Origin of the sequence: Scopulibacillus darangshiensis (assembly GCF_004341035.1) — a bacterium.
Lineage (GTDB): Bacteria > Bacillota > Bacilli > Bacillales > Sporolactobacillaceae > Scopulibacillus > Scopulibacillus darangshiensis.
In genome coordinates this window covers 23358-45103 of sequence record NZ_SLXK01000034.1, presented here as the reverse complement: position 1 = coordinate 45103, position 21746 = coordinate 23358, and the positions used below count along the sequence as shown (strand labels likewise).

Here is a 21746-nt window from a genome sequence, read left to right as displayed (position 1 = left end):
AGTTTTTTGGTATAACCATTTGTTTCCCACCTGCATAGCAGGTGGTTTATTGTTTCGCACGCTATCGCGTGCTCAACGGACTAAAGTCGTAATGAAACAGGGGTCTGACCCCGAGGGGTCAGACCCCTGTCAACAACAGAGCCCCTAGCAAAATGATTAGAAGGAAAACATAACGTTCAAACTTTTTTGCGGGGATACGCTTATTTATCATTACACCGGCCAAGGTTGCAGCAAGGATGGCTGGCAAGGACAATCCGTATAGAACAAACAAGTCGGGACTCCATAGACCGCCAAGGGCTTGACCGCCGACAACAAATACACCGGAAATAAGGAAGTGGGCCTGCAAGGTGCCTCGGAACCGTTCCGGATCCCAGCGGCGCATGGTCCCATAGACGACAACGGGCACACCGTTAAAGTTGAAAGCACTGCCCAGTGCCCCGGCTGCAAAGCCCGCGGGTAATGCCCAATAGTTAGCTGTAAACCGAGGCTGTACCTCTGCCTTCACGACCGTATGGCGAACAAATGAATAGCCGCCATAGGCGATCAAAAAGAAGCCAAGCCCGGCAGTAACCACACTAGCAGGCATCAGCGTCACCAATATGAGACCTGCGGGGATACCGATTAAGGTTGCGGCCGCCAAACGCAACAAAATCGGACGGTCAATGTGGCGCCATCCGCTAACAACGGTAAGCAGTGCGACTGTAAGGCCGGCTAATCCAATCAGGGAAATCGCCGTGTGCAAATCAATAGGAAGCAGAGCAAGGAGCGGCATGCTAACAACAGCCTCGCCAAAGCCAAATGTGGCCCGCATTAGCGCACCAACAAATACGGCTGCAATAACTGATACAATAAGTGTTGTTGTCATTGGACAATATCCCAACCCTTTTCCGCTATAAAAAGCAGTATAATTGTCATACATCACTTATGAAATATTATACCATACTAAACAGCCACGCTATCGTTTATAAGCGACTTTATTTGTTTTAAGTCATTTTTAAAGCAACCTATCTTGAAAGTGGAATATAAGGTACAAAATGAGGCTTAAAACAGCAATAATACATTAGGGATTGAGATTGAATCACAACCCATAAAGAAAACTCGCCGATTGGCGAGCCTTTGGTGAAGACAGAGGCGTAGTTGCGACGCACAGGACGTGCTAGTACTGGCGTTGTAACAGGATGTTACGTCTTTAGCCAGTGCACTTATGTGCGTCAGAAAGTTATACTTTCTGATTAACTTAAAAAACGCTCACTATAACACGTGAGCGTTTTTCGCTTAATTTTTATTCTGCAGCTAGCGCCAGCATCAGGGCCCCGGTTATACCAGCCTGATCTCCTAATCCCGGAGGCACAATAAAATCTGCGAGTTCCGGCAAGGCAATATAACCATTGTTCAGCTCGTTAAGCTTTTCCCTTATTAATGGGAAAACTTGTGATTGCTTCATGACACCGCCGCCTAAGATTATTTTTTCTGGCGATAAAATCAATATATATTGCATGAGAGCCTGGGCAAGATAGTACGCCTCAAGCTCCCAGACTTCGGGTTGCCCAGCAAGATCGGCACCTTTTTTGCCCCACCGTTCCTCAATTGCCGGTCCCGCCGCCAACCCTTCCAAACAATCGCCATGATAAGGGCATTTTCCGATATACGAATCACTAGGAAGGCGCCTTACGAGAATATGGCCCATTTCCGGGTGACTTAACCCTTGAAGCATGTTATTCCTGACAACCGCCCCGCCTCCTATGCCGGTTCCGACAGTTATATATAAGCAGCTGCCGAGGCCCTTTGCGGCGCCATGTGTCAATTCACCCAATGCTGCGGCATTGACATCGGTATTAAAGCCAATCGGAATCTTTAAAGCCTGCTCCATTGTGCGGGCAAATGGAAAGTCACGCCAGCCAGGCTTTGGTGTAGACGTAATATTGCCGTATGTCAGACTCTCTTTATTGACATCAACAGGCCCAAAGGAGCCTATGCCCAAGGCCTTCAGCTCATACCTTTTAAAAAAGTCGATGACGGAAGGCATCGTTTCGTCTGGTGTTTTGGTTGGAAGCTGAATAGATTCGATAATATGCCCTTTCTCATCCCCAACTGCACAAACAAATTTTGTTCCTCCCGCTTCAATCGCGCCGTAAACCATAATGACACCTCAGTTTATTTTATAGATTTTTAACATGTTTATTAGAGTTACTGCAAAAGGAGCCAAATCACCTGCAAGAAATGACATTTTTATTTTTCCTGTTTTCATAAAACGGATAAATCAACCCTAAATCACACCCATATCCTTCCCGACTTTCTCAAAGGAGGAGATTGCTTGTTGAAGATGTTCCTTAGTATGTGTTGCCATTAAAGTAGCCCTGATCCGGCTTTCGCCATCCGGAACTGTGGGCGGACGAATGGCTGGTGCGAAAATACCTTCTTCTTCCAGCCGACTGGAAAACTGACAAGCTGCTTCAGCTTCGCCAATTATGACCGCAAGGATTGGTGTTTCCCCATTTACAAGATTAAACCCCAAACTCCGAAGTTCAGTTCGAAAAAAGTCTGCATTGGCAGCCAGAATTTGGCGCCGTTCGGGTTCACTATTAATAATATGGAGTCCGGTCGTAGCAGCCGCCACCACGCCGGGGGACAGAGATGTTTGGAAAATAAATGTCCTTGCCCGGTTTCTTAGGTAATCAATAACCAGGCGTGAAGCTGCCACAAATCCTCCCTCACATCCCGCAGCTTTGCTAAGGGTCCCGATTGTGATATCAACACACGATTCTAGTCCGAAATACTCCGCCGTTCCGGTGCCATTTTCCCCTATCACACTGGTGGCATGAGCATCATCTACAATGACTTTTGCGCCATGTTTTGCCGCAAGCAGCGTGATTTCTGGTAGCGGGGCAATATTGCCATCCATGCTGAAAACACCGTCAGTCACGATAAATCTCCTTCGGTGGTTTTTGTTTTCTATTAACTTGTTTTGCAAGTCATCCATATTCACGTGACCGTATACTACCGTCTTGGCTTTACTCAACCGGCAGCCATCGATAATGCTGGCATGATTATAGGCATCACTTAATATCAGATCTGCTTTTCCGGCCATGGACGATATTGTGCCAACGTTTGCTAGATACCCGCTGCTAAAAAGGAGCGCAGCTTCTGTTTTTTTAAAAGAAGCGATCGTCTGTTCAAGTTCTTCATGGAGATGCAGGTTTCCGGTCGTCAGCCTTGCCCCTCCACTGCCGGTACCATACTCATTAATCGCCTTTATAGCTGCTTCTTTTAGACGCGGATCTGTGGCAAGACCCAAGTAATTATTGGATGATAGCAGCAGCTGCTGTTTCGATTCGATAGTCGTCTCAGCTGTATTGGCAGCATCCAGTCTTCTTAACGTTCGCCACAGCCCTTTTTTCTCGATTCTATCAAGTTCAGTAGACAGATCTAGCATCTTAGTTCCTCCATCTCAATAGTTAACTATAATATAAAATAGGTTAACAAATATACACCCGCAAAAACAAGGCTAAAGGAATCCTTTTAAATATAGGCATTTTATCCCATTGAACATTTAGATAAATAAGATAAAGTAAGAGTGAGAATTTAATAATTTTCAACTAGGGGCGTCCAATGAGTTGGGCTGAGAGAGAAACACAATGAAGTTTCTTGACCCTCGGGACCTGATCTGGTTCATACCAGCGTGGGGAAGTTAACGTGCTGTTTTCGATTGAGTAAAGCTCTATTTGGAAACTTTAAAGCCGGGTCCTTTATTTAGGATCCGGCTTTTTATGGCTGGTATGATTCGGATCTTGTCCTTCATTTTATTATAAGGAGAGATGAATCATGTTAGACAAGACATTGAGTGACATGAACCTGTCGATTATGTCAAATTTTTCAGGAAGCAAAAAGGTTTACGTACAAGGTTCCCGGGAAGATTTGAAAGTGCCAATGCGGGAAATCAAGTTAAGCCCGACATCGGGAAGTTTCGGAGAGGAAGAAAACGCTCCAGTCCGTGTATATGACACAAGCGGACCGTATACTGACCCCGACTATACCGTAGATATTCGAAAGGGTCTACCTGAACTCGGCAAGGAGTGGAAAGTCAACCGCGATGACGTCGAGGTTTACCAAGGCCGTGATAACAAACCTGAGGATAACGGCTATAAACCAGGTGATGACCGTACCAATGCAGGTGAGTTCCCCGGCTTAAAAAGGCAGCCACTGCGAGCGAAAAAAGGGAAAAATGTCACACAGCTGCATTATGCACGCAAAGGGATCATTACTCCAGAGATGGCGTTTATCGCGATCAGGGAAAACGTATCACCCGAATTTGTCCGCGATGAAGTGGCAAAGGGTCGCGCGATCATCCCGGCAAACATCAATCATCCAGAATGTGAGCCAATGATCATCGGCCGTCATTTCCACGTCAAAATTAATGCTAATATCGGTAATTCGGCTGTGACTTCCTCAATCGAACAAGAGGTTGAAAAGATGACATGGGCTACTCGTTGGGGTGCAGATACGATGATGGATCTTTCTACAGGTAAAAATATTCATAAGACCCGCGAGTGGATCATTAGGAACTCCCCGGTACCAGTGGGGACCGTGCCAATCTATCAGGCTCTTGAAAAAGTAAACGGCATCGCTGAGGATCTGACATGGGAAATCTACCGCGACACATTAATTGAACAAGCTGAGCAAGGCGTCGATTATTTTACAATCCATGCAGGCGTTCTGCTGCGTTATGTGCCGCTGACAGCCAAACGCGTCACAGGCATTGTATCCAGGGGCGGCTCGATCATGGCGCAGTGGTGCCTGCATCACCATAAGGAAAACTTTTTATACACTCACTTTGAAGACATTTGTGACATTATGAAGGCCTATGATATCTCTTTTTCCTTAGGGGATGGTCTGCGTCCCGGCTCTATTGCTGACAGCAATGACGAAGCACAGTTTGCGGAACTGGAAGCGCTCGGCGAATTAACCAAGATTGCCTGGAAGCACGATGTTCAGGTCATGATTGAGGGACCAGGACACGTGCCAATGCATTTGATCAAAGAAAATGTTGATAAACAAATGGAAATATGCAACGAAGCGCCATTTTATACACTCGGTCCGTTAACGACGGATATTGCACCCGGGTATGACCATATTACCTCAGCGATTGGCGCGGCAATGATCGGCTGGTTCGGGACAGCGATGCTGTGTTATGTTACACCGAAAGAGCACCTCGGTCTTCCTAATAAAGAAGATGTGAGAGAAGGTGTGATTACCTATAAAATTGCGGCTCATGCTGCTGATCTCGCGAAGGGCCACCCAGGTGCACAAAAGAGAGATGATGCTCTGTCCAAGGCCAGGTTCGAATTCCGCTGGCGCGATCAATTCAACCTGTCGCTTGATCCGGAAAAAGCGCTGGAATACCATGACGAAACACTCCCTGCCGAAGGCGCAAAAACAGCACACTTTTGCTCCATGTGCGGTCCTAAGTTTTGCAGCATGAGAATCTCTCAAGATATTCGTGACTATGCAAAGGAAAAAGGACTGGATACTGTTGAAGCGATCGACGAGGGATTAAAAGAGAAGGCAAAGGAATTCAGGGACTTAGGAGGTAAAATTTACAGATAAGGTACCAAGGTGTCCGATCAGTTCGGACACCTTGATTATCTGCCTATATTGCCGTTTTATGAGGTCGATGCGGCTCTGAAGTTCCTTTTTTCTTGAAAAAGTGAAAGCCCGGAGGACAAACGGTTGGAACCGACGCCATTGCCAGTATGAGCAGCCAATCTCGGATGGTCAATGGGACCGTGTGAAAGACAGGTTGAAGCATTGGTGTATAGATTACAATCAGCAATAATATTACGGATGAGAGCACGGCTCCCACAAGATAACGATTTTCAAGCAAATGACGATGGAAGACTGAACGCTCGCTGCGGCAATCAAAGACATGAATTAATTGGGCCATAACTAATGTCGAAAAGGCAACGGTCTGAGCTTTTACTAATTGATCAGGACTTTGTTGCAATGACAACCAAAATGCGAAGAGTGTCATCACTCCGATTAAAAAGCCTCTGGAGATGATTTTCCATCCCAATCCTCTTGAAAAAACCCCTTCATTCACCATTCTTGGCCCCCGTGTCATGACATTTTCTTCTGCTTGGTCAACACCCAGAGCCATGGCAGGCAAACCGTCAGTTACAAGGTTTACCCAAAGGATTTGGATCGGTAATAGCGGCAGCGGCAGCCCGATCAGCATAGCAAACAGCATGACCAGAATTTCTCCAACATTAGAAGCAAGTAAATAACGAATGAACTTTCTAATGTTTTCATATATATTTCTGCCTTCTTCAATCGCTGAACGAATCGTGGCAAAGTTATCATCACTCAATACTAATGATGAGGCCTCTTTTGCAACGTCCGTACCCGTATGACCCATCGCAATCCCAATATTTGCCGACTTAATCGCAGGAGCATCATTGACACCGTCACCAGTCATGGCGACAATATGATCCTTTTTCTGCAGAGCTTTGACGATTTTCAATTTATGCTCCGGCGATACACGGGCGTAGACATAAATCTGATCCACTTCGTTTTCGAGCTCACGATCCGTCATTGCTGATAGCGCCCGGCCCTCAAGCACTTTACCGTCTGGCGGAAGAATATCCAATTGTTTTGCAATTGCAGTTGCCGTTACCACATGGTCTCCGGTTATCATCACCGTTTTAATACCCGCCTGTTTGCATTGTTGAATACTTTCGTAGACTTCCGGTCTTGGGGGATCAATCATCCCTTGCAGCCCGACAAATGTTAAATTTTTTTCCGCTTGGTCAGCCGTTTCATATGAACCTTTCAAAGGCTTATAGGCAATGGCAATCGTCCTCAGCGCTTGGCTTCCAAGGGTTGACAATGCCTTTCGCACCTTTTCTGAATACCACCTCTGCATACGCTGGGGTTTCCCATTCCAGATAATTGCGTCACATTTTTCCAGCAGAACATCGGGGGCCCCTTTTGTAATCACAAAACGCTCACCTTTGTTATTTTTGACAACAACACTCATCATTTTTCTTGAAGAGTCAAAAGGGAACTCATCCAGCCTCTCATAAAGCTTTAATAGTTGTTTTCTTGTTAAGCCAGCCTTGAGACCGCTGACGACAAGCGCGCTTTCGGTCGGATCACCCTTTAAAAGGATATCATCGTTTTCATCTTCTTCGAGCGTTGCCTCTGCATTATTGCAAAGGACAGCATATGAAAGCAATTGAACAAGTGTTTTTTCATTTTCAACATCGACGGGTTTCCCACCTTTTAAAAAACGGCCCGCCATGCCGCCATTACCTTCAGTTACCTGCCAGTCCTTCCCTTCAACCCACAAATGTGTTACGGTCATTTTGTTTTGCGTTAACGTCCCGGTCTTATCGGAGCAAATAACCGTCGTTGAGCCAAGCGTCTCTACTGAAGGCAGCTTTCTGACGATTGCTTTCCTCCTAATCATCTTTTGGACCCCAAGAGCCAAAGCTATGGTCACAATAGCGGGTAATCCTTCAGGAATAGCGGCCACGGCGAGCGAAACACCTGAAAGAATCATATCGTAGATGCTGTGGCCTTGATAGACACCGATACCAACAACGAGAACGGTTAAAGCTATCGAAAGGGCTATGAGAATTTTACCTAATTGTTCAAGTTTATGTTGAAGAGGGGTAACCATTGATTCCGCACTTTGAATCAAATGAGCGATTTTCCCCATTTCCGTTTTCATGCCAGTGGCAATAACGATCCCTTCACCGCTTCCCTGGGTTACCATTGTGCCCATGAACCCCATATTGGATTGATCGCCAAGCGGCAGGTCGTTTCCACTGATTCTTTCTGATTGCTTTTGAACCGGAACTGACTCGCCGGTTAACGCCGACTCCTCAATCGCGAGCCCTTTTGTGCCAGTGAAACGAATATCCGCCCCTACACGGTCGCCGCTTGAGACTTTGATAATATCCCCTGCTGTTATTTCTCTTGCTGGAAGTGTGACCCATTCACCATCACGAAGCACACTGGCCGTCGGAGCAGACAGTGCCAAGAGTGCTGACAGCGACTTTTCTGCTTTCCGCTCTTGCACAAATCCCAAAATACCGTTCATTATAACAATTAAAAGAATAGCAATCGCATCCAAATATTCACCTAATAGTCCGGATAATAGAATGGCGGCTAAAAGAACCAGAACCATAAAATCTTTAAACTGATTCAGGAACACAAGAATAGCTGACGGTTTTTTCGCTTCCTTTAATTGATTGTAGCCGTCTTCAGCAAGCCTTTTCTTTGATTCGTCTGTCGTTAGACCCGTCTTCATGCGGCTGTTCGTGTTTTTTTCTACGTCGTCAGGAGACATATTGTACCAGTTCATTTTTTCCCACCTCATAATATCATTTTCTATTATATATGAGGCCCGTCCATGAAATATGATAGAATCCTTTGCCTGGTAAGACTATGTATCGATGAGTTGATCAGATGACATTGCATGTAAAAACCCTCTCTATCCAAACAGGACAGAAAGGGTTTTTCGTCTTAGTGTAAAATATCTGGGAATTTATAATCCGGCAACAATTTATTTAATGTTTCTTGATCATATTGAGAAAAGTCTATTATCGTCAAGCCGGTAACCTGTTCATCATTAAGCGATTTCCGGATAACAATTCCGGGGAACCTTTCATCATCCTCCGACAGTATTTCTGGATGAAAATAGACATGGAGAATATCGTGACTCTGATCATATTTAATTTGTCTCTTTTGTATTTGCACGCGAGTCATAGATCATCCCTCCATTAATTTTTTCTTGTTTTAAACTACTCTTAACCATCCAGGTTGCAACCTCATTAGGTTCTCGGTCAGTATCAACAACAATAACCATATTTTGTATATGGCCGTATTCCTCGATATATACCTGTTCAGTATACCTAACTCGTTGGTTTTTATAATGGTTTTGATCTTTGTAAATGAACCTTGGGAATTCTATTGTACCCCTAACATAATCATATGACAATTCCCTGGCTTTGTCATTGACATGATCTGCAATAACATGTTTTTCAAATGTGTCTTGCGTCAAAGCGACCTTTGTTCCTTGTGAATTCTCCGTAACCCATATATATTCCCTTGTATCACCACTATGATTCTTATAGGTCATTTTCCTTATGCTCTTTCACAAATAAGTTTTGTTCTAAGTTATTCAAAATTTCTCTTTTTTGTCTGTCTATCGTACTATCCAATAACCCTGCTAATCGAGCTACATGCGGCCAAGTCAATGCAATTCTAGAAATTATTTTTCCATTTGGTTGACCTTCTGGTGCCCCAGGTACCATTTGGATGAAATTCAATACAGCGTGTTCAGCACTTGATTCAAGCTGAACATGATCTGAGAACATTGTGTTAAACGACCACCTGCTAAAGCAGGTGGATTTGGACATAAATGTCAACGACTAAAGTCGTAAACTTAAGACTAAAGTCATCTCAAAGCCTTAAGCTTAAGCTCAATCAATATTTTGAGTAAACTCATTCTTCAATCCTGAATATGTCGTTCTTCTCTTCGTTGAACTGATTTGCTATATAGTTTCTAATTGTTTCTTCTGTCACTGTTCCAACTGTGGCACAAAAATAGCCCCTTGCCCATAAATGTTGACCCCAGTATTTCTTTTTTAGTTCAGGGAATTGATCCTGAAGAATTCTTGAGGATCTTCCTTTTAGGTACTGCATGATTTTACTGGGCACCAAACTTGGCGGACATGATAATAATAAGTGTATGTGGTCTTTCCCTACACTTCCTTGTAAGATTGTGATGCCCCTTGCTTCACACCCTTGCCTGATTAACTCACGTGTTCTTACTGCAATGGGACCATGTAACACTTTATATCTATATTTTGTGACCCAGATGACATGATACTTGATATCATATACTGCATGACTCGTTTTTCTATAGCCGTCCATACTTTTTTCACCTCACCCCTAAGTATGGACACGCAGAGATAAGGCTAAAAGCTGATACCGTCTAAAGACGGTGGAGTTAGACCACGCATTTGGAAATTAAATTGGTTAAAGTCAATCCCGATCCTAACCTCATTTTGATTTTTCGTTTCTACCATAAGTAGTACGCCCCTTTATTAATATTTACCATTATTGTATAAAAGTAAAACAACTTTTCTAGTTTAATTATTCTACACATTAAGGGTAATTCCTTCAGATATTCACCTCAACTTCGTAGTATTTAAATTCCCTGAGCCTTTAGACCTCCGACAAATGCCATCAATTTTGGCATTCTTAAGCAGGCTAAACAAATGTTTTGGTTGATCGAATGGAAAGGGTAAGGCGCTGAATGACGTCATAATCGAAGGGGCAGTAAGCCGCGTCAGACCGGTGTTGTTGACAGCCGCAACGACGATATTGACCCTTTTGCCATTATCCTTTTCAAATCAATCAGCTGCGTTGATTTCCCAATCACTTGGACTCGTGGTCGTCGGTGGCATGATTACAGCAACATTAACGAGTCTAATCGTGATCCCGACCCTTTACTCTTGGCTGTTCCCGGCAAAAGACGCAGCTTCCGGCAAAGGGAAGTCACTTTCAGCATGAACTGTCTGTTAATCATTTTATTGGAACTTTGTCCTTCATACCGCTTATAAAGGCCTCCCTCCTATTCGCCGGTTTTGGGTTATCCACAAGCTAAGTTTTATAGTCCCCAAACGAAAAAAAAAAAAAAAAAAATCAGCCTCATTCCTTCGTGGGAGGCTGATTTCCTTGGCTAATTCTATAAATCCTTGAACCTGATTCGTAAAATTCGCGCCACTTTTTGTTTTCTTCTTCAAGGTGTTTGTTTTCATTCAACAATTCTTCCGCTTTTTCAAGAAGCGCCCTGTTCATGTCGATCGTTCTTTTCACAGCTTCTCTCATTTTCTGACGTTCTGGATCATTCATCATATTCCCCCGCCTTTACGTCCGAATTATCAGTAATCATATTATTCGAAGCCAACTTTAATATAAAGGGGGCAGATCCTTAATGAATTGAAATATCCTGGTCCGATGAGTGGGTTTTTTTCGCTCTCCGTCTTTCTTTTTCCTTATTATAAAGAAACAGAATGACATAGTATGAAATAAAGCCCAGGACACTGCCGAAAACAGTCATCCCTATAATGATGTGGAGCCCGCCATGAAGAATCTCTCCGATAACGGAAAAGTCGCCTTTAAAAAGCTCAATAAAAGCATTTCCTTCCACATGGCCGTCTTGGTTCGGCTTTGGATAAATAATCGCGCCGAGCGTTTTTGCGAAAGGCAAAAGGATGATGGGCAAAAAGGTTAACTTGGCCACAACGTTGCCGATGATGGCAGCGGGCAAAGAGGCACGCAGCAATTTAACAGCCGGGTATAGTAAGATATAAATCAGGCAGGCTGTTGATATCACAAGCATCTCCATGCCAAATCCGACGGCGAAGCCGCGCGACACTTTCTTCGCCCCACCTGGGGAACGGAATAGCTTAGCCATATTGAGTTTAAACAAACGGTGCAGTTTCTGTAGTGCATTATAGCGTTTAACCTTTTTTCCCATGCGACAGCCTCCCCTCCATCCAAAATCCCTACTCCAATTATAGCCGAAAAAACGCAAAAACTTTCTCTCGGAAAGCAAAAAAAGAAATTCCATATCACAAATGGAATTTGGTCTCTTTCGGCGGTACCAACAACATGATCATTCACCTGCTAATTCCTTATTTATTATATGACGGCACTCTACCATCTGACACGGCTTATTCAATTATATGAATCAATCTATTTATCATTATACAGGATAGATCAAGGCTTAGGAAACTAATCAAGTTGACAAACTGAAGGCGGATACACCCACACGAAATGTCATCATGATCCTGTCGATCTATAATGTCTGACACCTGCCTTCCAAATTAGCATACAAGGCAAGATAAAAACGATCCCAGCAAGCGGCGTCAACATATAAAAAATACCATTTCCATCCGTTTTACCAAGAAGATACATAAGCGGCAAGTAATTAGCGCACCCGAATGGAATGACAAATGTAAAGAATCTCGCCACCCATTTCTGATAGATATTTAATGGATATTGAGCCATCTCCCTTCCCCCGTCTGTGAAAATATTCGCAACTTCGATCGCTTGAATTGTCCAGAAGCAAAAGGTGGCGGCCAGTATGAAGATTCCCGTAAAGATGAAAACCCCGCTCACAATCATCAAAATCAAGGTGACACACTTGAAAATATCCCATTCTATAGGAAGATTAAGCAGTACCCATACAAGGACGATCATACTCTGCAGCAAGCGTCCAATTCTAGTAAACTCAAACTTCGAGCCGAGCACCTGGACAACCGTACTTCTCGGCCTCACCAGCAATCTGTCAAAATCACCGCTCGCAACGAGGGTTGAAAATGAGTCAAAGCCGCGGGCAAAGCATTCACTAATTGAAAAAGCCATATGGATGACTGCAAAACACAGCCCCACTTCGTAAAAATCCCAGCCCTTTATTTATCCGAAGCGGGCAAATAAGAAATAGAGACCGGCAAAGACGGAAAAAGGGTCAGAGAATTAAGATTATAGCATTTACTAGTTCGGCAGGTCAATAGTTTTTTGAATTTTCTCCCCCCTTGCACCTCCGCAAGCGCCTCTTTCCGGTGAATAGGGGCTTTCACTAAAAATGGCGGTTAAAATATTTAAAAGTGTAAATAATAAATTAAAAGGAAAAATATACCTTTCCACACCCACCCTTAGCGAAGGATTGAATAAATAATGACTGAATTTAGTTTCAAAAAACCGCGCCGCCGGACAGCGGATATCAGCATATTGGGCACCACCCAGCTTCACTTGCGAAGCCCTGTTGTTATCGCCTGGTGGTCGGCTACAGTCCCCGGGTTCGGACATCTTCTTTTATCAAAGTATTTAAGGGGCTACATGCTGATTCTCTGGGAGATGGTCATCAATACACAGGCCAACCTTAATATGGCGATCGTGTACTCATTTACGGGCCAATTTGATATGGCTAAGGCTGCGTTGGATCTCCGCTGGATGACACTTTATGCGCCCGTTTATCTTTTCGCCATATACGACAGCTACCGGACAACAGTGGACTTAAATAAGGTTTATATTTTATCAGACAGGGAAAACGCGCCTTTTAAATCATTTAGTATCGGTCCGCTTGAAATCAATTATCTAGATAAACGAACCCCTTGGGTTGCCGTCATTTGGTCATTACTAATGCCGGGGATGGGGCAGCTCTATATCCATCGGATCGTCACAGCCTTTTATTTATTAGGTGTTTGGATTCTCATTTGTTATAAGTCACATGTCATGCAAGCCATACATTATACTTTGATGGCTAATTTTCATGAAGCGACGACGATACTTAATAAAGAATGGTTCCTTTTTATCCCTTCAATCCTATTTTTCGCGGTTTACGATGCCTATACCAATACGGTGGAAAACAATAAGCTTTTTGATAAGGAACAAGCCCGTTATTTGAAACAGAATTATCAAGGCGGGGAACGGACCAAAGATATTATAAAAGAGTTGAGGACGTGATGAACATGCATGTGGTCTCATCTTTTGATCATACCATTTACCTAGAATTAGTGATTACTGCTCTGGAAGAAAAAGGCATTGAAAAAGATAACATCCTGGCGATCCCTCTCAATAAAAGAACCAAGGAGAGAAAACTCTTTGATACGATACACAAATCCGACGGGGTCAGTGTATTTGATTTGGGGGCTGCTTTGGCTGTTGTATTTACTGTCTTTGGCTCATCCTATGGCTTTATTGCTGAATGGGGTCCGATCCTCTGGGGGCTTATTGGTGCAGGCTTCGGTTTTACTGTTGGTTTTATAATAGACATTCTGATAAACAAGGCAAAAAAGAAGCATGAAATAAAAAAGGGAAAAAGCACAGAGGTCTTTGTTGTTGTTTCCTGTAACGATGCAAATCAGGTGGAAATAGTTGAGAGGCTTTTGTGGGAACATTTTGCTCTTGGTGTAACGAAATTGGGAGGGTAAGAAGATGATTGCCTTTTTTAATAAACATCCAGTTGTTTTTGCTATTATATCTGCTTTGGTTTTTCTTTTTTTCGTGATAATGGCAAAAAAGAGGATGACACGAATAGAAATGTACAGCACATCATTATTTGCCATTATTCTAACCTACACTGTTGATCAAATTTTGGGAGAACAATATCATTTATATGGCTATTTTCATGAACAAGCGGAATATAAAGATTTTATTGTTATACTAGGGATCTATCCAGCCATTAATATTCTCTTTCTAAATTACTTTCCCTTTCACAAAAAAATTACCTTTAAAATTTTGTATTTCATTCTCTGGTCAGCGTTTGCTCTATTTTACGAGTGGCTTTCTGTAAAATTAGGATTATTCTTTTATCACGGCTGGAAACTTTGGTATTCAGCCCCTATTTACCCCATCTTATATTTGTTGCTTATTGCTAATTTAATGTTTACAAGAAAGATCAATAAAACCAATAATAAAGAAAACTTGTCGATTGGCAAGCCTTAATGGCGCAGCCAGAGGTATAGTTGCACTTATGTGCGTCAGAAAGTTATATTTTCTGATTAACTAAAAAATAAGATATTCCTTTGCAGAAGATAGCTGTAATATAGATTATAGTTAGTCTCACTAGATACGACTATATTCAATGCCTTCAAGCGTTTCTTTTATCGCTCCTATATCCTCTGTGCTGAAAACAGCTTTTTTGCTGCATTCATTAGCAAAAAAGTCGGTGAGCCCCTTTTCGTTAACGAATCGTTTAACTTGCTTGTCATCCGATAAATCGATAACACCTTGAAGTGCGCCGTTCCTGCTTTCTTTCGGATAGCCAAAATAAACAATCGGTGTGACATATGTATCTATATGACATTCTTCCGATAAAAATTGTTTTAATCGGTATGACGTGTGTTTCACTTGTTTTGCCGGATCGCCATAGGATTTGATTCGGATGGATGACTGTTCACTCTCATCATCCTTGAAAGGAACAAAGATAAGCGTTTGATCCGTGGCGAAATCATCGTGCTCAGAGGCCATCATATCAGTTATAAAAGAAAGGTCACCGGCATTCTTCCGATTCAGACCATGGACAACCTTCCCGCGCCAGTATTTTGTTTCTATAACATAGATGCCTGTCGGTAATATCACCAAGTGATCGATCTGACGAGTTTTGATCAATCCCTTCTCCTTATAAGGGATAAAAACGTTCGGCAAGATGTGCAGATCTGACGAACCTAGAATCTCCTTCGCAACTATGCTGCTTTTCATTTCCCCCAAAATTTGATGGGTTATGATTTCACCTTTATTTTTGGAATAAGCCTGCAATTCATTAATATTCATCTGCAATTTATTAATTTCGTAATGATAGGTATTTGTTAGCTGCTCCACTTCTTCCTTATGCAGCCGTTCCTTTTCATTCTGTTCATCCATCATGGAAGCCTTAGTTGCGGCCTCTTCAGCCGTCATTTTTTCCACTAAATTACTGTGTCTCTTCGTCATTTTGCGTTTCTGATAAAAGATGTACCAAATGCAGACAACCAATGCTGCCGCCAAACCCGCTATGCCGTACCACATTTCAAATACCCCTTTCTTGTCCATCACATCTTAGTTGTATATACCACATAATGTCATTATACAGCTTCGTTTTATTTTGTAAAAGGAACGAAAGACTTAAAGAGGGTTTAAAAATAGAAAGGAATATCAGGATAAATACCTTAATGATTAATTATGCGGGAACGATCCTACCCTTTGCGTTCCTGCCAAGCTCTCTTTCCCCGTTCACGGGCACCATTCACCCTCTTTAGTGACCGCTCACGTCATTTTTCACCGTTCGTGGGTAATAACAGTTGTCAAAAATCGTCATCTAATGTTTATTTACAATAATCGGAAAAACGCTTAACAGAGATGGAAATTCAACCTAAAAGAAGGCCTTTTTTACCGACAATTTGCTGCCTTTTGTCGCTCATCCGACTTATGAACGACCTCGACCACGATTTTTTGCCAACTTCGGGTTTTCATCGACACTATGAACGACCTCAACCACGATTTTTTACCAGCTTCGGGCTTTCATCGACCTTATGAACGACCTCGACCACGATTTTTTACCGGCTTCGGGCTTTCATCGACACTATGAACGACCTCAACCACGATTTTTTGCCAACTTCGGGCTTTCATCGACACTATGAACGACCTCGACCACGATTTTTTACCGGCTTCGGGCTTTCATCGACACTATGAACGACCTCGACCACGATTTTTTACCGGCTTCGGGCTTTCATCGACCTTATGAACGACCTCGACCACGGTTTTTTACCAACTTCGGGCTTTCATCGACTGCCTCCCCACCAACTTCTTCGTTCATCCTGCTTATGAAAGACATTCACCACTCATTTACAATTTTGGGTCTTCAGTTTACCCCGCTCGCAGGCGTAAAGACATGTATCCAATATATATGGCATCCAAAACGCAGCAGCTACAACCATAAATCGTTTCATTTTGTGCCATTCAACACAACATTTGTTTTATTAAATCGTTACCACGGGCACTTACGGTAAAGAAAACTCGCCGATTGGCGAGCCTTTGGCGAAGACAGAGGCGTAGTTGCGACGCACAGGACGTGCTAGTACTGGCGTTGTAACAGGATGTTACGTCTTTAGCCAGTGCACTTATGTGCGTCAGAAAGTTATACTTTCTGATTAACTAAGAAAAACCGAGCGGCATTTTAAGCGCTCGGTTCCTATTAATTTTCCTCTATGATTTTCTCAACAGCAAATATATAAAATATGGCCCGCCGATCAGTGAATTCATGATCCCTGCAGGTATGCCGGCAGGGTCAACAAGATGACGGCCAATTGTATCAGCAAGCAGTAACAGCCATCCGCCAAGAAGGACGGCAATGGGAATAAAAAGTTGATGTCTGGGTCCAATTAGAGCTTTGGCGATATGGGGAGCCATTAAGCCGATAAAAGCAATCCCGCCCGCGACCGAGACCGCTGCAGCCGCTAAGGCAACGGCTGTCAAAAGCAGCATAAATCGCTCCTTTTCAATGGATACACCGACTCCGACGGCGGCAGACTCATTTAAATTTAGGAGGTTCAATTGGTGTGCCTTATATAAAGTAAAGGGAATCAAAATGACGAGCCACGGAAGGATAGCTAAAACATACGGCCAATCGTCCCCCCAAATGTTCCCTGCTAACCACTTTGCGATAAAGTCAACTTTTGTGCGATCAGCCGATGAAATGAGCACAATCATCGCCCCTGACAGAGCAATGGAGAAGCCAACGCCGACTAAAACTAATCTGACCGGCGCAAGGCCAGTCTTTTTATTATAAGAAAACACATATATCAAACCAGCTGTGATGAAGGCACCGATAAAAGCCACAGCGGGCAGCATGTATACAAATGAACTTGCTTCAATTGGAAAAAATAAAAAGAAAACCGCAATGGCCACACCAGCACCAGAATTAATGCCGATGATGCCGGGATCAGCAAGATCATTACGGGTGATGCCTTGCAGAATAGCCCCTGAAGCCGCCAGAGCCATCCCGCTTAAGAGCGTAATAGTGATCCGCGGCAGACGAATCGAGAATAAAACAAATGACTCTTTCATTGTTCCCTGACCGAAAATGGTTGGCAGCAATCTATTATACGAAAGTGAAGCAAAACCCATTCCCATCCCTATAACGGCTGTTATCACAATCAATGCTAAGAAGAATAAGAGTAACCATCGCTGCTTCTTGATTAAATAAGAGGGAATCATGAGAATGCCTTGCCTCCTTTACGAATCACGAATAGGAAGAACGGCAGCCCCATGATGGCAACAATAGCAGCAACAGGTGTTTCATAAGGGGCATTGACCGTACGGCCAAGTGTATCGGCTAGCAACATAAAGGCTGCCCCAAACAGGCCTGACATGGGCAGGATAAACCGATAATCTGTTCCCACGATGGCTCGGACAATGTGAGGAATCATTAATCCGACGAATGCCAGATTTCCTACGAGAGCCACAGAGGCGCCAGCGAGTAAAATAATGACAATAAAAAGGATGGTCTTGATTTGTGTTGTTCTTTGGCCTAATCCAACAGCAAGATCCTGATTCAAACTCAGGATCGTTAGCTGCCTTGAAAGGAAAAGGGCAATCAAAACACCGATAACGATAAAGGGAACAATCATCCGAAGCTGATGCCATGACGTGCTGGCCATCCCCCCTGCTGTCCACATGGAGACTTCCTTAGAAATTTTAAAATAAAGACCGATCCCTTCTGCCGCTGCATTAAGGCATGCGGAAACGGCCGCACCGGCGAGTACCATTCGAAATGGGGAGAATCCTCCCTTTTTCATTGCGCCAATGCCAAAAACAAACATTCCCCCAATCGCTGCCCCGATAAAGCAAGTGATCATTATAGCAACATAATTTGCTGAGGGCATAAGGGCAATGGTCAGGGCAAGTGCAGCATTGGCACCAGCCGTTAAACCCAGAAGACCGGGATCGGCAAAGGGATTCCTTGTTAATCCTTGCATGATAGCTCCGGAAACGGCGAGAGCAGCGCCAACAAATATGGCTGCCATTTCACGCGGCAAACGCAATTCCTGAACCATTAAGACCGAATCAGTTGTTGCATGGGATGTCAGCGCAAGCCAAACCGTCTTCATCGTCGTGTCCGCCGCTCCAAACCTTATTGCAACCAAAAATGAACCAATCAACAGAAGGATGGCCAGTATAAACTTATAAATAAATGATACAGCATTCGTGTGTTTCATGATCGTTACCTTCTTCTCTTCTGCTAAAAAGCGTATCTTCACGAACCAAGAAATGCCTTTTTGAAGAATTTCAGTTGATATTCTAAAGTGAGTGGATCATTGAAATAGAATTTTTTTGCATTTACTTCAAACACTCGATTATTTTTTACAGCTGGTATGTTCTTGTATGTCTCTGTTTTCTGAAATGTGTTCTTGACGCCTGAATCTTTACTAAAGATGACGTAATCACCCGCGAATTCCGGAAGAACTTCAGGTGACAGGGCATAGTACCCTTGTTTTAGCGCATGTTCTTTTACCTTCCTAGGCATTTTTAAACCCATCGCTTGGTATAAAATTTCCGTTCCCCGGCCCCAGTTATTGCCGAAGACGTATAGCTGCTTTCCAGAGCTTTCGATGACAGAAACAGTCGCATCAGCGCCAATTTTCTTTTTGATTTTTTTACCGGCTGCTTGTTCACGTTTTTTAAAATCAGCAACCCATTTTTTTGCTGCCTTTTCTTTGTTCAAAAGTTTGCCGATTTCTATATGCTGTTCTAGGTAATCTAATTTTCCGTAAGTGTAGGTCACTGTAGGTGCAATTTGCTTTAACTTATCAATATTTTTAGTGTTTGATAGTCCGATAATTAAGTCTGGATGCAGTTCAATAATTTTTTCCAGACTGTCGTCTGAAACGACTTGAACCCCTTTTAATTTATTTTTAAAGAGCGGGTTCTTTTTTGCCCAAGGATCAACACCAACAAGGTTGACACCAAGTTTCATGACATTGCCGGCAAAAGTCGAGAGGACAACAACTCGCTTTGGATGCGCTGGTACTTTAACAGGCCCATTCTCAGATTGATAGATTCTGGTATCAGATGATTTGCTTTGGTCCTTAGCGCCTTCTTTATCTATTGTTTGACTGCTGCAGGCACTAAGAATAAGACCCAGCAAGAGCAGGAATGGGATGAGTTGTTTTTTCATGGATCATATCTCCTTCTTCTAATAGGTTGTAGGTCATGCACATCGGTTTGTTCGTCCTTGGGTCCCGGCCTATTTCTGCATCAATATGAAAGACCTCTTTCAGGACATCCGCTTGGATGACATCTTTGCACGTGCCAGCCTTCACGATTTGCCCCTTTTTTAAGGCAATGATATAGTCGGCAAACCGGGCTGCTTGGTTTAAATCATGTAAAACCATGATAATGGTGCGGTTCTGTTCTCTGTTCAGTTTTTGCAAAAGCTCTAAAACCTCCAGCTGATGGGCCATGTCAAGGTAGGTTGTCGGTTCATCAAGGAAAATGATGTCGGTTTCTTGAGCAAGCGACATTGCAATCCAGACACGCTGCCGTTGACCGCCTGATAATTCATCGACCGGCGAGTCCTTATACTCTGCCGTTCCGGTAACATTAAGCGCCCAGTCGATCACTTCAATGTCTCTTTTCGTTAAACGCCCAAAACCCTTTTGATAAGGATAGCGTCCATAGGATACTAGTTCACCGACATTCAAACCGCTCGAACTTTCAGGTGTTTGCGGCAGCAGCGCCATCTTTTTGGCCAAATGTTTCGTGTTTTCTCCAGATATGCTTTTACCGTCAAGCATGATTTTGCCTGATTTATGAGCTATAATTCGCGTCATCGCTTTAAGCAGCGTTGATTTTCCACAGCCGTTTGGACCGATAATCGTCGTGATTTTTTGATCGGGGATCTGAACCGTAAGATCCGTGACAATTAAGCGTTCACCATAACTCACGTTAAGAGCCTCAGTATAAAGGCGAACCATGATACAGCCTCCTATTTATAAAAGTTATGTAAATGGTATTGATAATGATTATCATTTTCGTTTATAATGATACTATAATTTGAGCGTTTTTCGTTGTCAACCCAAAGTTATTTGATAGGAGTGAATGACTTGAATAACTGCGAAAGTTACGATGTGACCATCATTGGCGGGGGGCCCGCTGGTCTTTATTCTGCTTTTTACAGCGGGCTAAGAGAGATGAAAACAAAAGTAATTGACTATCAGCCGCAACTCGGCGGCAAACTTCAAATTTATCCGGAAAAGATGATTTGGGACGTCGGCGGCCAGACGCCGATTCCAGGAGCTAAGCTGATGGAGCAGCTTGTTCAGCAGGGCATAACGTTTGATCCAACGGTTGTATTGAACGAACAGATTGTGTCGATCACCCGAAATGATGACAACTTATTTGTTTTAAAATCAGCCAAAGGCCAAGAGCATTTTTCAAAAACCGTTATTGTTGCTGTTGGCAGCGGCATCATCACACCCCAAAAGCTGCAAATTGAAGGGGCTGAAAGGTTTGAAATAGCAAACTTGCACTACACCGTTCCATCTTTAAAGAAATTTAAAGATAAAACAGTGATTATATCAGGCGGCGGTAATTCTGCCATTGATTGGGCTAATGAATTGGAACCCCTTGCTAAAAAAGTTTATTTAACGTATCGAAAGCCTGCGTTGGATGGCCATGAATCACAAATTACGCAATTGAAGAACAGTACTGTAGAATGTTTATCACACACTTCAATAACAAAGCTTGCAGCCTGCAAAGGCCGGGAAGTTATTGAACACGTCGAAATAACCAACCATGAAACTGGGAAAGTGTTTCATTTGTCTGTGGATCATGTTCTTATTAATCATGGTTTTGTTTGCGATGCCTCATTGTTTGAGAAAAGTCCTATCAATGTTGACTTAATTGATCAGCAGTTTATTGCCGGAACCGCTGCTGCCGAATCTTCCGTGAAAGGTATTTACGCTGCGGGGGATATTTTAAAGCATGATGGAAAGTTAAACCTTATTGCCGGGGCTTTTCAGGATGCGGCAAATGCTGTAAACAAAGCAAAGCAAAGCAATTCATCCAGCCCGAAGCAAACGATGTCGCAATGGTTTCCTCCCATAATGACGTTTTCGAAGAAAGGAACAGAGCACTCGTGCAAAAGATAGTGAAGTGATGCCGGTTTTCCAAAAGACGGGGAAACCGGC

At 43.2% G+C, this 21746-nt stretch carries 21 protein-coding genes, 1 pseudogene and 1 riboswitch; of the genes and pseudogenes, 6 read left to right on the top strand and 16 right to left on the bottom strand.

The window, feature by feature from the left end; all coding sequences use genetic code 11:
• Positions 1–118: 118 nt before the first annotated feature.
• From EV207_RS17765 to bioF, 3 genes are all read right to left on the bottom strand, one after another.
• Positions 119–865, bottom strand: a complete 747-nt coding sequence (locus tag EV207_RS17765) for a sulfite exporter TauE/SafE family protein (RefSeq protein ID WP_132747493.1) — start codon at positions 863–865, stop codon at positions 119–121.
• Positions 866–1282: 417 nt separating this feature from the next.
• Complete coding sequence (locus EV207_RS17760; RefSeq protein WP_132747492.1) at positions 1283–2140, bottom strand: ROK family protein; 858 nt, start codon at positions 2138–2140, stop codon at positions 1283–1285.
• Between the two features lie 126 nt (positions 2141–2266).
• Positions 2267–3433, bottom strand: a complete 1167-nt coding sequence (gene bioF, locus EV207_RS17755) for an 8-amino-7-oxononanoate synthase (protein WP_132747491.1) — start codon at positions 3431–3433, stop codon at positions 2267–2269.
• Positions 3434–3588: 155 nt separating this feature from the next.
• Positions 3589–3703: riboswitch (TPP riboswitch) on the top strand.
• Between the two features lie 119 nt (positions 3704–3822).
• On the opposite strand from bioF, the gene thiC reads away from it, so the two are divergent.
• Positions 3823–5604, top strand: coding sequence for a phosphomethylpyrimidine synthase ThiC (gene thiC, locus EV207_RS17750; RefSeq protein WP_132747490.1), 1782 nt, complete (start codon positions 3823–3825; stop codon positions 5602–5604).
• A gap of 43 nt (positions 5605–5647) precedes the next feature.
• On the opposite strand, the gene EV207_RS17745 is transcribed toward thiC, so the two are convergent.
• From EV207_RS17745 to tnpA, 5 genes are all read right to left on the bottom strand, one after another.
• Positions 5648–8365, bottom strand: a complete 2718-nt coding sequence (locus tag EV207_RS17745; RefSeq protein WP_132747489.1) for a cation-translocating P-type ATPase — start codon at positions 8363–8365, stop codon at positions 5648–5650.
• A gap of 161 nt (positions 8366–8526) precedes the next feature.
• The gene (locus EV207_RS17740) at positions 8527–8769 is read right to left on the bottom strand and encodes a DUF2283 domain-containing protein (RefSeq protein ID WP_132747488.1); all 243 of its coding nucleotides are present in this window, start codon (positions 8767–8769) and stop codon (positions 8527–8529) included.
• A complete protein-coding gene (locus EV207_RS17735) occupies positions 8735–9142 on the bottom strand; it encodes a hypothetical protein (RefSeq protein WP_132747487.1) in 408 nt (135 codons plus the stop codon). Before EV207_RS17735 ends, EV207_RS17740 begins: the two co-directional genes overlap by 35 nt.
• Positions 9132–9380 (bottom strand): DUF3467 domain-containing protein, encoded by a 249-nt coding sequence (locus tag EV207_RS17730; protein WP_165886999.1) that lies wholly within the window; start codon positions 9378–9380, stop codon positions 9132–9134. The genes EV207_RS17735 and EV207_RS17730 overlap by 11 nt, the downstream gene beginning before the upstream one ends.
• A 127-nt stretch (positions 9381–9507) precedes the next feature.
• Positions 9508–9939 (bottom strand): IS200/IS605 family transposase, encoded by a 432-nt coding sequence (gene tnpA, locus EV207_RS17725; protein ID WP_132747485.1) that lies wholly within the window; start codon positions 9937–9939, stop codon positions 9508–9510.
• Positions 9940–10320: 381 nt separating this feature from the next.
• Here tnpA and EV207_RS17720 point away from each other — a divergent pair, with 381 nt between their 5' ends.
• Positions 10321–10581 (top strand): efflux RND transporter permease subunit, encoded by a 261-nt coding sequence (locus EV207_RS17720; protein WP_132747484.1) that lies wholly within the window; start codon positions 10321–10323, stop codon positions 10579–10581.
• Between the two features lie 138 nt (positions 10582–10719).
• Here the strand turns inward: EV207_RS17720 and EV207_RS17715 are convergent, their stop codons facing one another.
• The 3 genes from EV207_RS17715 to EV207_RS17705 all read right to left on the bottom strand — a co-directional run bounded on the left by EV207_RS17715 (position 10720) and on the right by EV207_RS17705 (position 12492).
• A complete protein-coding gene (locus EV207_RS17715) occupies positions 10720–10926 on the bottom strand; it encodes a hypothetical protein (protein WP_132747483.1) in 207 nt (68 codons plus the stop codon).
• 76 nt (positions 10927–11002) lie between these two features.
• Entirely contained in the window at positions 11003–11551 is a 549-nt protein-coding gene (locus tag EV207_RS17710) for a DUF2062 domain-containing protein (RefSeq protein WP_132747482.1), read from the bottom strand.
• A 305-nt stretch (positions 11552–11856) separates the two neighbouring features.
• Positions 11857–12492 carry an ABC transporter permease gene (locus EV207_RS17705; RefSeq protein ID WP_132747481.1) on the bottom strand — a complete coding sequence of 212 codons (636 nt, stop codon included), beginning with the start codon at positions 12490–12492 and terminating at the stop codon, positions 11857–11859.
• Between the two features lie 261 nt (positions 12493–12753).
• Between EV207_RS17705 and EV207_RS17700 the strand changes: the two genes are divergently transcribed.
• From EV207_RS17700 to EV207_RS17690, 3 genes are read left to right on the top strand one after another with little or no spacing between them, the layout of a single operon-like run.
• The gene (locus EV207_RS17700; protein WP_132747480.1) at positions 12754–13542 is read left to right on the top strand and encodes a hypothetical protein; all 789 of its coding nucleotides are present in this window, start codon (positions 12754–12756) and stop codon (positions 13540–13542) included.
• On the top strand, positions 13542–14009 hold the full coding sequence (locus EV207_RS17695; RefSeq protein ID WP_243647133.1) for a hypothetical protein: 468 nt from the start codon (positions 13542–13544) through the stop codon (positions 14007–14009). Before EV207_RS17700 ends, EV207_RS17695 begins: the two co-directional genes overlap by 1 nt.
• Positions 14010–14013: 4 nt before the next feature.
• Positions 14014–14523 (top strand): CBO0543 family protein, encoded by a 510-nt coding sequence (locus tag EV207_RS17690; protein ID WP_132747479.1) that lies wholly within the window; start codon positions 14014–14016, stop codon positions 14521–14523.
• Positions 14524–14643: 120 nt separating this feature from the next.
• Here the strand turns inward: EV207_RS17690 and EV207_RS23180 are convergent, their stop codons facing one another.
• From EV207_RS23180 to EV207_RS17665, 5 genes are all read right to left on the bottom strand, one after another.
• A complete protein-coding gene (locus tag EV207_RS23180; RefSeq protein ID WP_165886998.1) occupies positions 14644–15585 on the bottom strand; it encodes a nuclease-related domain-containing protein in 942 nt (313 codons plus the stop codon).
• Between the two features lie 1176 nt (positions 15586–16761).
• Positions 16762–17772 carry a FecCD family ABC transporter permease gene (locus EV207_RS17680; protein ID WP_132747478.1) on the bottom strand — a complete coding sequence of 337 codons (1011 nt, stop codon included), beginning with the start codon at positions 17770–17772 and terminating at the stop codon, positions 16762–16764.
• Entirely contained in the window at positions 17769–18773 is a 1005-nt protein-coding gene (locus EV207_RS17675; protein WP_132747477.1) for a FecCD family ABC transporter permease, read from the bottom strand. Before EV207_RS17675 ends, EV207_RS17680 begins: the two co-directional genes overlap by 4 nt.
• Positions 18774–18811: 38 nt before the next feature.
• A complete protein-coding gene (locus EV207_RS17670) occupies positions 18812–19732 on the bottom strand; it encodes an iron-hydroxamate ABC transporter substrate-binding protein (RefSeq protein WP_132747476.1) in 921 nt (306 codons plus the stop codon).
• The gene (locus EV207_RS17665; RefSeq protein ID WP_132747475.1) at positions 19683–20531 is read right to left on the bottom strand and encodes an ABC transporter ATP-binding protein; all 849 of its coding nucleotides are present in this window, start codon (positions 20529–20531) and stop codon (positions 19683–19685) included. Before EV207_RS17665 ends, EV207_RS17670 begins: the two co-directional genes overlap by 50 nt.
• 129 nt (positions 20532–20660) lie before the next feature.
• Here EV207_RS17665 and EV207_RS17660 point away from each other — a divergent pair.
• A pseudogene (locus EV207_RS17660) lies at positions 20661–21715 on the top strand (NAD(P)/FAD-dependent oxidoreductase).
• The last annotated feature ends 31 nt before the right edge of the window (positions 21716–21746 follow it).

Excerpts from the sequence above, each read along its gene's own strand:
- EV207_RS17670 (WP_132747476.1), bottom strand. The coding sequence starts at position 19,732 with ATGAAAAAACAACTCATCCCATTCCTGCTCTTGCTGGGTCTTATTCTT.
- EV207_RS17760 (WP_132747492.1), bottom strand. The coding sequence starts at position 2,140 with ATGGTTTACGGCGCGATTGAAGCGGGAGGAACAAAATTTGTTTGTGCA.
- EV207_RS17690 (WP_132747479.1), top strand. The coding sequence starts at position 14,014 with ATGATTGCCTTTTTTAATAAACATCCAGTTGTTTTTGCTATTATATCT.
- EV207_RS17740 (WP_132747488.1), bottom strand. The coding sequence starts at position 8,769 with ATGACTCGCGTGCAAATACAAAAGAGACAAATTAAATATGATCAGAGT.
- EV207_RS17710 (WP_132747482.1), bottom strand. The coding sequence starts at position 11,551 with ATGGGAAAAAAGGTTAAACGCTATAATGCACTACAGAAACTGCACCGT.
- EV207_RS17695 (WP_243647133.1), top strand. The coding sequence starts at position 13,542 with ATGAACATGCATGTGGTCTCATCTTTTGATCATACCATTTACCTAGAA.
- EV207_RS17715 (WP_132747483.1), bottom strand. The coding sequence starts at position 10,926 with ATGATGAATGATCCAGAACGTCAGAAAATGAGAGAAGCTGTGAAAAGA.
- EV207_RS17730 (WP_165886999.1), bottom strand. The coding sequence starts at position 9,380 with ATGTTCTCAGATCATGTTCAGCTTGAATCAAGTGCTGAACACGCTGTA.
- EV207_RS17765 (WP_132747493.1), bottom strand. The coding sequence starts at position 865 with ATGACAACAACACTTATTGTATCAGTTATTGCAGCCGTATTTGTTGGT.
- EV207_RS23180 (WP_165886998.1), bottom strand. The coding sequence starts at position 15,585 with ATGTGGTACGGCATAGCGGGTTTGGCGGCAGCATTGGTTGTCTGCATT.
- EV207_RS17735 (WP_132747487.1), bottom strand. The coding sequence starts at position 9,142 with ATGACCTATAAGAATCATAGTGGTGATACAAGGGAATATATATGGGTT.
- EV207_RS17665 (WP_132747475.1), bottom strand. The coding sequence starts at position 20,531 with ATGGTTCGCCTTTATACTGAGGCTCTTAACGTGAGTTATGGTGAACGC.
- EV207_RS17745 (WP_132747489.1), bottom strand. The coding sequence starts at position 8,365 with ATGAACTGGTACAATATGTCTCCTGACGACGTAGAAAAAAACACGAAC.
- bioF (WP_132747491.1), bottom strand. The coding sequence starts at position 3,433 with ATGCTAGATCTGTCTACTGAACTTGATAGAATCGAGAAAAAAGGGCTG.
- EV207_RS17680 (WP_132747478.1), bottom strand. The coding sequence starts at position 17,772 with ATGATTCCCTCTTATTTAATCAAGAAGCAGCGATGGTTACTCTTATTC.
- thiC (WP_132747490.1), top strand. The coding sequence starts at position 3,823 with ATGTTAGACAAGACATTGAGTGACATGAACCTGTCGATTATGTCAAAT.
- EV207_RS17700 (WP_132747480.1), top strand. The coding sequence starts at position 12,754 with ATGACTGAATTTAGTTTCAAAAAACCGCGCCGCCGGACAGCGGATATC.
- EV207_RS17675 (WP_132747477.1), bottom strand. The coding sequence starts at position 18,773 with ATGAAACACACGAATGCTGTATCATTTATTTATAAGTTTATACTGGCC.
- tnpA (WP_132747485.1), bottom strand. The coding sequence starts at position 9,939 with ATGGACGGCTATAGAAAAACGAGTCATGCAGTATATGATATCAAGTAT.